The organism is Streptomyces sp. NPDC002520, assembly GCF_053595235.1.
In genome coordinates, this window is sequence record NZ_JBSFXG010000034.1 from 52,315 (window position 1) to 65,419 (window position 13,105).

17 protein-coding genes are annotated in these 13,105 nt (G+C 68.2%); 14 read left to right on the plus strand and 3 right to left on the minus strand.

The features are described 5' to 3' along the window. Positions 1-138: 138 nt before the first annotated feature. On the plus strand, positions 139-657 hold the full coding sequence (locus tag ACWD5D_RS34365) for a helix-turn-helix domain-containing protein (protein WP_451376754.1): 519 nt from the start codon (positions 139-141) through the stop codon (positions 655-657). A 378-nt stretch (positions 658-1,035) separates the two neighbouring features. Here the strand turns inward: ACWD5D_RS34365 and ACWD5D_RS34370 are convergent, their stop codons facing one another. Then, complete coding sequence (locus tag ACWD5D_RS34370; protein ID WP_451376718.1) at positions 1,036-1,449, minus strand: NUDIX hydrolase; 414 nt, start codon at positions 1,447-1,449, stop codon at positions 1,036-1,038. Between the two features lie 130 nt (positions 1,450-1,579). Here ACWD5D_RS34370 and ACWD5D_RS34375 point away from each other — a divergent pair, with 130 nt between their 5' ends. From ACWD5D_RS34375 to ACWD5D_RS34435, 13 genes are all read left to right on the plus strand, one after another. Beyond that, complete coding sequence (locus tag ACWD5D_RS34375; protein ID WP_451376719.1) at positions 1,580-2,074, plus strand: DUF6415 family natural product biosynthesis protein; 495 nt, start codon at positions 1,580-1,582, stop codon at positions 2,072-2,074. Positions 2,075-2,411: 337 nt separating this feature from the next. Continuing rightward, positions 2,412-3,809 (plus strand): sensor histidine kinase, encoded by a 1,398-nt coding sequence (locus tag ACWD5D_RS34380; RefSeq protein WP_451376720.1) that lies wholly within the window; start codon positions 2,412-2,414, stop codon positions 3,807-3,809. Between the two features lie 66 nt (positions 3,810-3,875). After that, complete coding sequence (locus ACWD5D_RS34385) at positions 3,876-4,361, plus strand: roadblock/LC7 domain-containing protein (protein ID WP_451376721.1); 486 nt, start codon at positions 3,876-3,878, stop codon at positions 4,359-4,361. Then, complete coding sequence (locus tag ACWD5D_RS34390) at positions 4,358-4,792, plus strand: DUF742 domain-containing protein (protein WP_451376722.1); 435 nt, start codon at positions 4,358-4,360, stop codon at positions 4,790-4,792. Before ACWD5D_RS34385 ends, ACWD5D_RS34390 begins: the two co-directional genes overlap by 4 nt. 55 nt (positions 4,793-4,847) lie before the next feature. Continuing rightward, on the plus strand, positions 4,848-5,411 hold the full coding sequence (locus tag ACWD5D_RS34395) for a GTP-binding protein (RefSeq protein ID WP_451376755.1): 564 nt from the start codon (positions 4,848-4,850) through the stop codon (positions 5,409-5,411). Further along, positions 5,408-6,046, plus strand: a complete 639-nt coding sequence (locus ACWD5D_RS34400) for a GAF domain-containing protein (protein WP_451376723.1) — start codon at positions 5,408-5,410, stop codon at positions 6,044-6,046. Before ACWD5D_RS34395 ends, ACWD5D_RS34400 begins: the two co-directional genes overlap by 4 nt. Before the next feature lie 83 nt (positions 6,047-6,129). Next, positions 6,130-7,386 carry an acyl-CoA dehydrogenase family protein gene (locus ACWD5D_RS34405; RefSeq protein WP_451376724.1) on the plus strand — a complete coding sequence of 419 codons (1,257 nt, stop codon included), beginning with the start codon at positions 6,130-6,132 and terminating at the stop codon, positions 7,384-7,386. 149 nt (positions 7,387-7,535) lie between these two features. After that, positions 7,536-8,015: a hypothetical protein gene (locus ACWD5D_RS34410; protein ID WP_451376725.1), complete on the plus strand. Its 480-nt coding sequence runs from the start codon at positions 7,536-7,538 to the stop codon at positions 8,013-8,015. Next, on the plus strand, positions 8,012-8,638 hold the full coding sequence (locus ACWD5D_RS34415; protein ID WP_451376726.1) for a hypothetical protein: 627 nt from the start codon (positions 8,012-8,014) through the stop codon (positions 8,636-8,638). Before ACWD5D_RS34410 ends, ACWD5D_RS34415 begins: the two co-directional genes overlap by 4 nt. Then, positions 8,638-9,228: a DUF6624 domain-containing protein gene (locus ACWD5D_RS34420; RefSeq protein ID WP_451376727.1), complete on the plus strand. Its 591-nt coding sequence runs from the start codon at positions 8,638-8,640 to the stop codon at positions 9,226-9,228. Before ACWD5D_RS34415 ends, ACWD5D_RS34420 begins: the two co-directional genes overlap by 1 nt. Before the next feature lies 1 nt (position 9,229). After that, complete coding sequence (locus ACWD5D_RS34425; protein WP_451376728.1) at positions 9,230-9,868, plus strand: response regulator transcription factor; 639 nt, start codon at positions 9,230-9,232, stop codon at positions 9,866-9,868. Positions 9,869-10,319: 451 nt separating this feature from the next. After that, positions 10,320-10,529 (plus strand): hypothetical protein, encoded by a 210-nt coding sequence (locus tag ACWD5D_RS34430; RefSeq protein ID WP_451376729.1) that lies wholly within the window; start codon positions 10,320-10,322, stop codon positions 10,527-10,529. Between the two features lie 601 nt (positions 10,530-11,130). Next, the gene (locus tag ACWD5D_RS34435) at positions 11,131-11,694 is read left to right on the plus strand and encodes a dihydrofolate reductase family protein (protein WP_451376730.1); all 564 of its coding nucleotides are present in this window, start codon (positions 11,131-11,133) and stop codon (positions 11,692-11,694) included. A gap of 41 nt (positions 11,695-11,735) precedes the next feature. Here the strand turns inward: ACWD5D_RS34435 and ACWD5D_RS34440 are convergent, their stop codons facing one another. Beyond that, positions 11,736-12,128 (minus strand): LysR family transcriptional regulator, encoded by a 393-nt coding sequence (locus ACWD5D_RS34440; RefSeq protein WP_451376731.1) that lies wholly within the window; start codon positions 12,126-12,128, stop codon positions 11,736-11,738. A gap of 292 nt (positions 12,129-12,420) precedes the next feature. Further along, positions 12,421-12,972: an ATP-binding protein gene (locus ACWD5D_RS34445; RefSeq protein ID WP_451376732.1), complete on the minus strand. Its 552-nt coding sequence runs from the start codon at positions 12,970-12,972 to the stop codon at positions 12,421-12,423. Positions 12,973-13,105 lie beyond the last annotated feature (133 nt).

The following is a 13,105-nucleotide window of genomic DNA, read 5'->3' on the forward strand; positions in this document are numbered from 1 at the left end:
CCAGACTGGCGCCAGTCTGAGGGCATCACCGGCTAACGGAGGGACCGGATGCCCGATCAGGGATTGGACGCGGTGCTACCCGGCGCAACGACCCGGGGCGTCGCATCCAAGAGCCGCCCGAACGCACGAACGGATGCGATGGGTGGCAATAACTACTCATCTCGGCGCTCGTCCGATGCCGCCCCAACTCCGTCGGGTACGGAGTGCATCGCCCTGAGCACGACAACGAGCACCCCCGCACCAACCAACCGCACCCGGCTGTGCAGCCTCTGCCGATGCCGCCTGAGTCAGTACAACAGGGAAGACGTCTGTTCCGGCTGCGCTCGCAGCGGGATAGCCGTACCCCCTGTGCGCCCCTTCGTTCCACCCCATGTATGGGCTCGACCGGACGTCAGAGACGCCCTGTTAGAAAGGGACTTCGGCAAGCTTTGCCATCTCGTACGAAAACACGGCCACCTCCGTCAGGAGGACATGGCCCTCCTCACGGGCCTGAGCCAGGCCTTTCTGTCGATGCTGGAATCTGGGCAGCGACGTCTCACCAACATCGACCGAATCATCGTGCTCCTAGGCGGCTTGAACGCGCCCGTCGACATCACGGGGCCGATGCTCCGCCCCGTAGCTACCGTTCCGGGCCCACCTCTGCGGACAGTCTCCTGATGCTTCACCTCGGATCACGGTTGAGGTGGCGCTTCCCCGCCGTAGTCGATCAGCAGTGGTGGCGGCCTTAAGACCGGTCACGAAGTGGTGTACGAGTTCGACAGTCGGTGCCCGTGAGCTGGTCCGGATCACCTCAGCGATATCACCAACGTGATGTGCGAAGCCGCGGCGCCCATAGCAGGTTAGACATCGGTAGATGCAGCACCGAGCACACCCGGTGCTGTGCGGCGCTGCCGTTAGTCCTAGTTGCTGATGTTCAGCATCGCCAGATTGCGGCGGTGGCCGCTCCGTGCCGCAAGCCCTTCGGCAGAGCCCACCAGGCCCGGGGAGAACAGAGGGGAAGAAGTGGACGGTGAACGGACACGACGCCGGCAGGTGCTACCGACTCAACTCGGCGTCAAGGTGCTGCTGTACAGGGTCGAACAGGCCGTAGGGAACGTACTCGGGAATCTGCGCATGCTGGACCCACGCGATCTCAGCCAGCTCCTCGGCGTCCGCGACGTATGGCGTCCCGGACTCCACTGCGCAGGCAACATAGGACATCTGCCGACCGGTCTTGGGGTGCACTCGTTCGCCGAGGAGCTTGAGCGAGGTCACGACCAGGTCGACCTCTTCCCGGGTCTCGCGCACGGCCGCCTGCTCAGGGGTCTCGGATGCCTCGATCTCGCCAGCGGGGAACTGCCAGGAAAGCTGTCCTTCCGCAATCCGGCGTCGAACCATGAGCACGGCACCGTCCTTGACCACGATCGCTGCTGCGATGCCCGGTCGCTCATCTGTCGTCTGGTTGGTCATGCGTCTGCCTCCAGGGCGACGGTGCCGTGAGTTCCAGTACGCGAAGGCCCGCGGCTTGACATGCACGTAGCCGTCGGGCCCCTTCTGCAATCTTCGCTCAACTTGGCCTGATCTCAACAGGAGCTGTGTCATGCGCCTCTCGCTGGCTTCCCGCCGGGATGCCTGTAACCGCCTTGCCCCGAGCAGTATGGGGCGCATCGCGATTAGGCCTGGTTCGCGGCAAAACCAGGTGGTGGCCGCGGCAGAGACGGTGGCGCTCGTGCTGGACGAAGAGTCACCGCTGCCGGATGATTCCGCCGCCGTGGAGGAACTCGCGAGGCGCTTGCGTGGTCACGTCAGTGAACTCGGAGTCGTGGTGTCGCCGGGAGCGCCGGCGCTGCGCCGAGCGCAGCAGCTCGGCTCGGCGGGCGTTCCGAACGGCTACGTGCCCAGCATGGTGTATCTCGTCAGGCTGGCCGAGGCGACTCAGGAACTCGTGGCGAGCGTGCACACCCACGGCGTCAGTCTTGCGAGGCCGCAGCGGGGTCGGCGTTGGCGCAAGCGGGGAATCAACCTGCTGCGCGGCACGGTCCTCGCGGTCGCCTTCTTCTGCCTGGTTCCGGCCGCGTCGGTGCCTCGTACGTGACTGGGACCGTCACCGGGGCGGTCCTGCCGGCCATCGATCCTAGGGCGCGGCTGGTCCTTTGCCGTGATCGCGCAACCGGCTCCACGCCACCGGGCGAGGCGTCCACCCGACGTGGATCAAGCTACCTGTACCCCGGTGACCACAGGAGTGCGACCGCGGACCTGGACAGCGCGCAGTTCCTCGCACCCGCCTGATCTTTCCTTCTTGCCGACCTACTTGATCACCGAGGTTTGTCATGTCCGACCGCGCGTCCCCCATTCGTCCGGTCATACGAGGGCACCACAAACGGCGCCCCGTCCGTGTCCACACGTCAACGCTGGACCGTGTCCTCAAGTCCGTGGCTGGGCCCGCGATGCCGGTCGCGGTGCTGCTGGGGATTGCCTCCGTCCTCTGGTGGACGACGGCCATACCCAGCGTGCCGCTCCTGGCAGGACTGGCAGGCGCGCTGGGCGTGGCCGCGATCGTCTCGGCGTACGGCGCACGCGCTCACAGCGCTGCGAGACAGGCCCGGGCGGCGGACCTTGAGGAGATCGCGGCCGCGGTGGCGGCGGTGGAGAAGTCGCTGCTGTGGTCGGCTGAGGAGCTATGCCGGGGTGGCCGTCCTCCGCTACCGGACGGTGAGATGCCTCGGCTGTCGGGCAAGGCCGCGGAGATCGCGGCGGCGTTGGGGGAGCTGCAGGTCCGGGTAGTGGAGTCACTGTGCCGGGTGCACGACGAGTCCCAGTCGGTGGTTCTGCTGGAGGTGCTGCGCCGGCTGGCCCAGCGCGAACACGCCTTGGTGGGCAGGGCGTTGACGGCGCTGACCGCGCTGGAGAAGCTGACCGATGACCCGGCTCTGCTGACACGCATTTTCGCGATCGACCACCTGGTGACGCGCCTGCGCCGGCATGTCGAGAGTACGGCGGTGCTGGGCGGCGATTCGCTGCGCAGCGAGCGTCGCCCAGTGTCCGTGCTGACCGTGATACGCGGTGCCATCAGCGAGGTGCTGCAGTATCCCCGGGTCACGGCGGTGTCGGGCCCACTGGGCACCGAGCTGGGGCTTCCGGGACACGTGGGCCCGGACGTGACGCACATTCTGGCCGAGCTGATCGAGAATGCCACTGACTGCTCCGACCCGGCCACCCGGGTGATCGTGAGGGCGCAGCGGGTATCGGCGGGCCTGGCGATCGATGTCGAAGACCGAGCCATCCCCATGCATGCCGAGACGCGCCGGCGGATGAACGACCTGCTCGCGGACCCGGGTTCCGTAGACGTGAGCAGTCAGGTGCGCGCCGGGCAGCTGGGTCTGCTGACGGCGGCGACCATCGCCCAGCGGCACGGGATTTCGATCGAGCTGCAGGAGAACGTGGTGGGCGGCACGACCGCGCTGGTCGTCGTCCCCGACCGGCTCCTCGTGGCGATCCCCCCGGTCGACCGCGCAGACAGCCGACATGGCCTGCAGCCCCGGCAGCCGGGTCCCCCGCCGCGGAAGGCGGTGACAGTCCCCTCCGGCCGGACCGCGCAGGCCCCACGGCGGGCCGCTCTGTCCCAGGCCCCGCCCTCGGACCGTGGGAGTCAGCCGGATGAGGTGCGTCCACTGCCCCGGCGCCCCCGCGGCGACAGCGCGTTCCGTCCCCCCGCCGAGCGGCAGCAGGCCCCAGCCACTGCTCCGACTCCCGGATTGGCAGCCGCCTTCCGTGAGGGCGCGCATGCCGGCGACAACAACGCCCCTGCGCCGGACCCACACCGGTCCTGACCCCCTTCACCCTCGATGGCCCGACTTCGGGACCACCACCCTCATCCCCCCTCTGGAGCGATCCAAATGGCTGCCAACCCCACAACGTCCGGTGGGACCTCGACCTCGACGCAGGAACTGGAGTGGCTGCTACGGCAGTTCGCCGCCGATGTCTCGGACGTCACCCACGCGGTGCTGTTGTCGCGAGAAGGGCTGCGGCTGCTGGACAGCGACGTCCCGCGGGACTGGGCCGACAAACTGTCCGCCGCCGTCAGCGGGATCGCCTCGCTCGCCACCAACATCACCGGCCCCACCGGCAAGAAGATGCCGCCCAAGCTGAACTTCTTCGAACGCGACGACTGCCTCTTCCTCATCCAGAGCGCCGGCCGCACCGCCGCGTTCCCGAACATGCCCGGCACCAAGCACGGCATGGTGGACACCGTCCTGGCCGTCATCGCCGCGCCGAACGCCAACGTCGGCACTGTCTCCTACGAGATGACACGCCTGATCGGCCGGTTCGCCCCGCACATGGAAGCCCCGGTACGCGTGGCTGCGGGCGATGACGCCCCGTGAATGCCCTCGACGACACGGACCCCGAGCCGTCAGCGGACTCCTCGTTCGTACGGACCTACACTCTCACCGGCGGCAGAACCCGGCCGAAGCGCGTACTGGCCCTTGACACCGTGCTCGCGGCCGGCGCCGGGCGGCTCGGCCCCGGCAGACCCGAGGAGTGCCACCGAATCGTCGCCCTGTGCCACGAACACCAGCGATCGGTGGCGGAACTGGCGGGCCGACTCGCCCGGCCCGCCCCAGCGGTCAAGATCCTCATCTCGGACCTCCTCGATGACGACGCACTCGTCGTCCCGATCACCAGCGCCTACACCACGTCCGACGAATCCGACGACGCGCGCGGCGACCGGCCCAGCAACCAGCTGCTCGCCGCCGTCCTCACGGGCCTGAGAAAGAAATTCACCGATGCCACCTCCCATGTCCAGGCCAGCTGACCCCGCCGCCCCGTACCCGATGCAGCAGGCTTGGCACGCCCCCGCACCGGTCGGGATGAAGATCCTGATCGCTGGAGGCTTCGGCGTCGGCAAGACCACCGCTGTGGGCGCCGTCAGCGAGATCGAGCCCCTGACCACGGAGGAGTACCTCACCGAGGCCAGTACCACGGTGGACAGCCTGACGGGAGTCGAGGCCAAGACCACCACCACCGTCGCCTTCGACTTCGGCCGCCTCAGCCTCCCCCAGGCCCCCATCCCGGTGGAACTGTTCCTGTTCGGCACGCCTGGCCAGGACCGGTTCCTAGACCTCTGGTACGAGCTGGCCCGGGGAGCGATCGGTGCCGTCGTCCTGATCGACACCCGCCGGCTGGAGGAGAGCTTCACCGCCGTCAGCTTCTTCGAAGACCTCCATCTGCCGTTCGTCGTCGCCCTCAACCAGTTCGACAACACCCACCGCTACCACCCAGAAGACGTCCGCAGTGCTCTGGATCTGGCCCCCGACGTGCCGGTGCTCGCCTTCGACGCCCGCGTGCAGCACCAGGTCGCCAGCGTGTTGCTGACCTTGACCGAACACGCCATGACGACCGTTCCGCCTACGGCCTTACAGGACACCCGATGACCTACCTCCCCCGCACCACCCCGAACTCGCCCGCGCCCGAACCGCGTTTCCCGGGCATGACGCCGCTGCCCCGCCGCCCCGCCCCGGACCTGGAGCCACCCCGCCTCGAGCCCACCACGGCGCAGCACGCCGGCCCGTTGTCCGAACTGGAGGAGCGCGAGGACCTGATCCGGCGACTGGGTCTTCCTACCTGGGCGGATCCCGTCTTCGACCATTTCGCCGACGAGATGGCCGAGCGCACCGGCCTTCTGTACGGCTTCGTGAACTTCTTCCTTGCGGAGCAGACCTTCGTCGGCCTGCACCAGCCGCCCGCCGACAGCGGATACCCCATCGTCGGCCGCACCATGAGCCGAGAGCACGGCTACTGCCCCGAGGTCATGGAACGCGAGAAGGCCCTCCCTCTGCCCGACGTGCATGCCAGCCCACGCTTCGCCAGCAACCACGTCGTCGACGCCATCGGCATCCTCGCGTATTTCGGCAGCCCGCTCATCCACAAGAGCGGGATCAGGCTCGGAACGGTGTGCGTCACCGACCCGGAAAGGCGGTCCGACCGTGACGCTCGCCGCATCAGGGACCTCGTGATCGACACCGGCAATGAGGTGATGCACCACGCCGAGAACCTGAACCTGCGCTGACCGCGCATCGCCGCCCCGCCCGGAAGCCCGCCCGGCTGATCCGGCCGCAGTCCACCGTGCGACCTTCACTCAGGGAGAGGGACATGACCACGACGGTACCGCCCACCCCACCCCCACCAGCGCTCAGCCCCTACCTCACCGACGGGCACGAGCTGCTGTGGCGGGAGGCCGAGGAATTCGCGGCCGAGCACGTCGCCCCGCGCGTGGAACACATGGAGTCGGCGCCGGACAGAGTGGAACGCAAGACCGCCCAACTCATGGCCGCGCGCCGGTGGTTCGCAGTGACCATCCCGCGCAGGTTCGGTGGTCTGGCAGCCGCGCACGTCGCCAGGACCATCCTGATCCACCGGATCGCCCGCGTGTCGGCGGCTGCCGGGGCCATCCTCCAAGCCACCCTGATCCCGGTCGGCGCGCTCCTGCACTTCGCCACCTGGGAGCAGAAGAAACTCTGGCTGCCGCAGGTCGCGGACGGTTCGATGCTGCTGTCGATCGCATCCACCGAACCCGAGGCGGGCGGGCACATCGGGGGCATCGAGACCACCGCCGAACGCCAGGGCCGGGAGTGGGTGATCACCGGGAGCAAAGCCCATGTCGGCAACAGCCATCTCGCCGGCGGGCACATCGTTCTGGCCCGCACGGCGGAGCCCGGCGTCCCGACGACCCTCGCGCTGACGGCGTTCTTCGTCGAGTCCGACCGCAAGGGGCTGACCGTAGCCCGTCACCGGCCCGGGCTCGGCCTGCACGGTTTCTCTTTCGGCCGGCTCGACCTCGACCGCGTCCGCGTCCCCGCAGACAACGTGATCGGCGAGGTCGGCCAAGGCGCGGCAGTAGGCCAGAGCAGCAGCATTCTGTACGGTCGGCCCAACCTGACCGCGGTCAGCCTCGGGGTCCACGAGGCCCTCGTCGACACCACCACGCGATTCCTCAAGACCCGCCCCCGCTACGGCCGTCAGCTCTCAGACGTCCCCGTGCTCCGCGACCGGGTCGGCGAGATGGAAGGTCGCCTGCGCGCAGCCCGCGGCCTGGCCTATGAGGCCGTGCACCTGCTCGATCACGGCCACAGCTGCGACCCGGAGCTGATCAACGCTAAGTACCAGAGCCACAGGCTGATGATCCGATCGGCTCAGGACGCCATGGAGCTTCACGGCGCACACGCGTTCTCCGACCCCGTCCTCCGGCGCCTGTGGCGCGATACCCCTTACACCTACGCGCCGGCCGGGACCGGCGAGGTTCAACGCATCCGCCTCGCGGACGCGGCCCTGAACGAGGACCCCATCAGCTGGTCCGAGCGCCTGGCGGCCGAGAAGCCCTGGGCAAGCCGCGACCCCGCTCCCGCATAAGCCCCCGTGCGCGGCGGCCGCTTCCTGACGTCACACCACCGCGCACGGGCCCTACCCCTGCCGCTGGTCCCCTCCCCCCGTCGGGGACCGGCGGCAGGCCCCGATCCGATTCCGCCTCACTTCCGATACGGAAAGCCGAAAGCGCCCCCATGATTGCCAACAACTCCGCCGCTCAGCTCTCGCCCACCGAGCTTCGCGTCGCCGAACTTCTCGCACGCGGTGTCCCGACACGCAACGTCGGCCCCCGGCTGTCGATGTCGCCGAACGCGGTCAAAAATCAGCTGCGGGCCGTACGCCAACGATTCAGCTGCATCGGCGCTTCCCAGGCGGCGCTCGCACATGCCCTGCTGAGCACACGGACGTGCGCACCTCCCCCCGCTCCGCAAGGGCCGGCCCCCACTCTCAGTGAGAGGCAGCAGACGCTGCTGCTGGCGATCGCCTCCCAGCCCACGCTGAAAGACATCGCGCGGGAGATGAACATCAGCCCCGACAGCCTCCAAGGCGAAATAAGCCAGCTACTCCTCGCAACCGGAAGCGTCAACGCGCTCGGCCTCGTTGTCCGGGCGCATGCCTGGGGACTGCTTGGCACTGTCGGCCAGGCCACCGCGACCGCCGCAGCAGGCCAGTGAACACGCAGACTGCCCGCATTCCGGTCCCTGCGAGCCCGACCGGCGCCGTGTACGAGATGCGACTCCTGCGCACCGACGCCGAGCGGGACGAGGCCGCCGCACTTGTGACCGACCGGCTCAATTGGCTCGCCCGCAAGCACCTGACGGTCCCCGGTGGTCAGGGCGTCCCAAAGTTCTTCCGCGACGCACAGAACCTGCCCCTGGGCCTGTTCGACGACGGGGTCCTGATCTGCTGCCTCATCCTCAACCGAGAACCGGACCTCAGGCACTGGGGCACCGCCGGAGACGGCCCGACTCTCTCCCTTAGGCACGTCTACACCCTCCCCGGCCACGCGGGCATCGGTATCGCCCGGCGGCTGACGCTGTGGGCGTCCGACTACGCCGTCCGTACCGACCGGCCCTGGGTACGCCTAGAGGCTCTGCTGGCCCGGGACACCCTCCTCGCAGAGCCCGTCACCCACATCTTCTCTTGTGTACGTTCCCTGGGCTGGACCAGTGCAGGAAACGGGCCCGGGACCAACGGCGCACGAGCCGTCAACCTGCAGATGCCCGCGGAACTCCGCCCGAGCCTGCCCGAGGTCATCCGCTGCACCGTCCCCCTCAACTTTGAGTGGAACGCCTGATGACAGCCACCGCGCCGCCCCAGCCGGACCTCGCCCGCGAACTGTCAGCCCGGGCCAACCAGGCCGCTGATCGTTGGCTCTGGCACGTCCGCACCCAGCTCGACGGCATTCGCCTTGGCCAGGGCCGCCACGCCGACTACGCCAACGCCAAGATCCTGAGCCGCATCGTCTCCGAGTACGGCTGCCCTGGCCACCGCCTCGTCGGCCCCGAAGCCGCACGTGCCGCATGGCGCATCGCCCTGCACGCCGACGACCACCCGTCCTTCCAGCTCGCTGCCTCCCGCCCGCTACGCGAAGCCGTCGAAGCCGACGACGCCCCCGTCCAGCAATGGGCCCACCTCCACGACCGAGCCCTGCTCAACTCAGGCACACCCCAGGAATTCGGTACCCAGTACCGCGTCGGCGCGGACGGACCGGAGATGTGCCTCGTACGCGATTCGGACGGCCTCGAAGCCCGCCGCGCGGAAGTCGGGCTGCCGGCGGCCGCCACCGTGCTGAGGGAACTCCGCGAACGCCTCGTCACGTCGCCTGACGCCGAGACCGCGGGCGACACGATCGTTCTCCTTCAGTCGCCGAAAGAGGCGGAGTGACGTGTTGCAGACGAGCGCAGAACGCATCCCGGTGGCGCTACGCGCCCAGGACCCAGTGTCGCAGGCCGGAGTGGCCAGCCAGCTACGCACCCGACCCGAAGTCAAGGTCGTCGAATGGGGTGGGGAGGACGCGCCGCGGGTGGTGGTCGTCGTCCTCGACGTCATCGATGACGACGCGTTACGACTGTTACGCCAGATCCACCGGACCAGTACCGCGCGGGGGGTACTGGTCACCACCCACGTCGACGAACAGCAACTGGTCAACGCCGCCGAATGCGGTTTCCTCGGCGTCGTCCGGCGCTCCGAGGCCACGCCGGAACGCCTGGCGCAGGTGATCGGCTCCGTGGCCAAGGGCGAGGGCCGGGTGCCACCCGACCTGCTCGGAAGCCTGCTCGAACAGGTCGGGCGGCTCCAGGGACAGGTGCTCGCACCGCACGGGCTCAGCTTCACCGGTCTGTCGCCTCGCGAGATCGAGGTACTGCGACTGGTGGCCGACGGGTACGACACCGCCGACATCGCCGCAAAGCTTTCCTACTCCGAACGCACGATCAAAAACATCCTGCACGCCGTCATGTCCCGTCTGTGTCTGCGTAACCGCTCGCACGCGGTGGCGTACGCCCTGCGCCAGGGGTTGATTTGAGGCATTGCACGCGCAGATAGCCGCCTGCAATGCCTCATGGGGCAGCCGGCTGTTCCTGAAAGGCTGGCTCGTACCCTGCTGCACTCACCACCGCGGATCCCTCATGACCCGATCGACCGAAAGGCCGGCTGTAACGACGCCTCCCACCACCGAACTCGCCGAAATGGGCGGGCTCCGCCACCATCTGGCCGGCACGCTCGGGCCCAATCGGCACGCGACCGCGCTGTACTACGGCCCCGAGGTATTCGTCGGCCGGCTGGGAAGACAGCCAGGGTGCCCCTGGCCCCTGGGGCGAGCGCCGGACCGGCCTGGTTCTAATGCCCCGGCCCGTCACTCCCGTCCTGACCGAGCAGCGCGTCCTCGGCGGCGAGGACGCTCTGGCCGGTTCCGATCGCCAGATCACCTGTCCCACCCTCGAATCCACTGGGGTCACTGCACCGGAGGTCGACCGATGAGACGGTTCATCAGCGGGACGCAGCTATGGGCCGCAGAGGGCGGGCCCGAGGAAGACCGGGTCCGGCCTCACGTGCTGTGGCTGCCGCACGACCAGCCCGAGGTGCTGCCGTACTTCGCCCGCATGCGCAAAATACTCTCCCGCTACCCCGACGTGATCACCCCGGTGGCTGAGGCCAACCTGCTTCCCATCTTCAACGCGCACTGAGCGACCGCTCCTATCGATCTCGAAATCGGCCCGCCCCGCACCTCGGCGTACGGCGCGGTGGTCGATGCGTGGCCGGAGACGGGCCTGCCGGAGTTCTATCTCCGTGTGCGCCGCGGCCTGCTCGCGGCGGGCCTGACCCTGCCGCCCACCGCTCGTCACTTCTGGGGACACATAAGCGGGGGCTACGGTCTACAGGACACCGACACCCCCGAACTCGCCGCGCAATCGGACCGCTTCGCCTCCGAACTCGGCCGGGGCCCGCGCCCGAGTAGCAGCGTTTCGGCAACCATCTCCTCGGTGTGGCTCGTCATGGAGCGACAGGACCCCCGGTCTGTAGCGTCTCGCCGCTCATGACATGTCGATCTCGCGTGACCTGGGCGTTCTTCGCTGTCTCACGGCCTTGTCACCCGTGATCAGTCTCAAATCCGTGGCATCTCCTGGCGAGGGCGAGGTCGAGATCAGGCGGCTTGTCCGAGTCGGCCGAGTACACCACGTTGAGCCCCGAGCACGAGGACTACCGGCGAGCCCAGATCGCGCACCGATGAGTTTCCCGCGCCGCGCTGGTCTATACGCCGGACACCCACGGACGGAAGGCTGGGCCATGCGGAAACTGATCTACGGCATGAACCTGACCCTGGACGGCTACATCGCCGCGCCCGGCGACGACATCGGCTGGAGCGTGCCGAGCGACGAGCTGTTCCAGTTTTGGTCCGACCAGTTGCAGGCGACCGACCTGACACTGTACGGGCGCAAGCTGTGGGAGACGATGAGCTCCTACTGGCCGACCGGCGACCAGCAGCCCAACGGCACTCCGGCGGAGATCGAGTTCGCGCGCCGCTGGCGGGACATGTCGAAGGTGGTGTTCTCCTCGACGATCGACAAGGTCGACTGGAACACCCGCCTGGTCACCGGCGACGCGGTCGCCGAGATCACCCGGCTCAAGGCCGAGGGCGGCGGCCCGATGGACATCGGCGGCGCGACGCTCACCGGGGCGGCCATGCTCGCCGGGCTGATCGACGAGTACGTGATCGCCGCCCATCCGGTCCTGGTGGGCGGCGGCACGCCGTTCTTCACCGCGCTGGACAACTGGGTGAACCTGAACCTGGTGGAGACGCGGACGCTTCCCGGCGGCGTGATCCTGACCAGGTACGAGACGAGGCGCTGAGCAGCTTCCCGCTGTCTCACGGCTTGGATGGGTGTTTCCTCTCACCGTCGTGGCATTTCCTCAGCCGGGATCGTCTGGGCGGCTGCGGCGACGCGTTTCCCGAATCGGGTCAGTTTCATAGCCCTGCCGCGCTCTGCCCGCTCGAAGAGGGGCTGTCCGAGGTCCTCTTCGAGACGGTTGATCTGGGTCACCAGAGCGGACTGGCGGATGCCGAGGTCTCGGGCTCCTTCGGTGAGCGTGGGGTAGGACCGGGCGGCCAGGAACCGCGAGAGCTGCTGCCGTGCGAATGAACCGGTGAGGGCTTTGCGAAGGACTGCTGGAAGTACCTCGGCTTCGTCGGCGGTGCGGAGGGCGGTGTGGTGGCTGGCTCCGCCCCGTGGCCGGAGGGGGATGTTGTGGGTGTGGGCCCAGCGGGCCATGTTCGCGGTGCTCATGCCGGTTTCGCGGGCGAGGTCCGGCAGGGTTCGGCGGCGGTGGACGTACTGCTCGATGAGCCAGTCCCGATCGACACTGCCGCGACGCTTGTAGTCCTGAAGGCCCTCGCGGAGCGGGAAGTCCTACTCCTTGGCGAGGTCGGTCAGCACTCTGCGGGAGAAGCCGGAAGGCTAGCGGACGCGCCCGCCCTGACATTTCCGCCGAAGGATTTGGTAAGAATCGGCAGTAGAAAAGCTCCGGAACTTTGACATCGACAGCCCGCCCCTCCGAGTTTCCGGCATCGAGGGGCCTTCAGGCCGCCTGGTACTCGGCTCGTGCTCGTGCACCGACTGCTGGCAGGGACTTGGCCAGCACCGGAAGGGCGTCGCCCGCGCAACTGGCCATCGTCTGCTCAGCCGACACTTCACCACGCGGTGTCGCCGTCGTCGTGGTCATCTCTACTGAGGACGCCACTTCGAGTTCGAACCAGATCGTTTTCCCCACTGCACAGGGTTCTGATCCCCAATCTGTTGCCAGTGCGGCAACGAGGAAGAGACCACGACCGTGCTCGTCCATGGGCAGAGCTTGAGAGAGATCCACCGGCATGGGATCGATATCGGTGACTTCGACACGGAGCCGTTCTCCGGTCCATCGTACGCACACAACGCACGCAGCTTTCGTGTACGTGACCGAGTTCGCGACCAGTTCTCCGGTAAGCAGCTTCAAGTCGTGGGTCAGCTCCTCGCCCAGACCCAGCCCAAGCCGCCGAGCACGGTCCGCGACGCGGTCCCGTGCCGCCGGCACTGCCTCGACCAGAGGCGGGACAGTGAAGGCGTAGGGCGATTCTTCGAACGGGCGCGGCATAGCTGGAACCTCTCGACGGGCAGGAGGTGGGGCGTCAACGCGATCTCCCAAGTGAGCGGATCGCTCGCCGACCTCACCGGGCAACCCGCAGGGCAACCGGGATATCCGGTAACGCCCGGCACTGTCGGATGAC

Excerpts from the sequence above, each read along its gene's own strand:
- ACWD5D_RS34410 (WP_451376725.1), top strand. The coding sequence starts at position 7,536 with ATGATTGCCAACAACTCCGCCGCTCAGCTCTCGCCCACCGAGCTTCGC.
- ACWD5D_RS34375 (WP_451376719.1), top strand. The coding sequence starts at position 1,580 with ATGCGCCTCTCGCTGGCTTCCCGCCGGGATGCCTGTAACCGCCTTGCC.
- ACWD5D_RS34385 (WP_451376721.1), top strand. The coding sequence starts at position 3,876 with ATGGCTGCCAACCCCACAACGTCCGGTGGGACCTCGACCTCGACGCAG.
- ACWD5D_RS34395 (WP_451376755.1), top strand. The coding sequence starts at position 4,848 with ATGAAGATCCTGATCGCTGGAGGCTTCGGCGTCGGCAAGACCACCGCT.
- ACWD5D_RS34435 (WP_451376730.1), top strand. The coding sequence starts at position 11,131 with ATGCGGAAACTGATCTACGGCATGAACCTGACCCTGGACGGCTACATC.
- ACWD5D_RS34370 (WP_451376718.1), bottom strand. The coding sequence starts at position 1,449 with ATGACCAACCAGACGACAGATGAGCGACCGGGCATCGCAGCAGCGATC.
- ACWD5D_RS34365 (WP_451376754.1), top strand. The coding sequence starts at position 139 with ATGGGTGGCAATAACTACTCATCTCGGCGCTCGTCCGATGCCGCCCCA.
- ACWD5D_RS34420 (WP_451376727.1), top strand. The coding sequence starts at position 8,638 with ATGACAGCCACCGCGCCGCCCCAGCCGGACCTCGCCCGCGAACTGTCA.
- ACWD5D_RS34405 (WP_451376724.1), top strand. The coding sequence starts at position 6,130 with ATGACCACGACGGTACCGCCCACCCCACCCCCACCAGCGCTCAGCCCC.
- ACWD5D_RS34440 (WP_451376731.1), bottom strand. The coding sequence starts at position 12,128 with ATGAGCACCGCGAACATGGCCCGCTGGGCCCACACCCACAACATCCCC.
- ACWD5D_RS34430 (WP_451376729.1), top strand. The coding sequence starts at position 10,320 with ATGAGACGGTTCATCAGCGGGACGCAGCTATGGGCCGCAGAGGGCGGG.
- ACWD5D_RS34400 (WP_451376723.1), top strand. The coding sequence starts at position 5,408 with ATGACCTACCTCCCCCGCACCACCCCGAACTCGCCCGCGCCCGAACCG.
- ACWD5D_RS34445 (WP_451376732.1), bottom strand. The coding sequence starts at position 12,972 with ATGCCGCGCCCGTTCGAAGAATCGCCCTACGCCTTCACTGTCCCGCCT.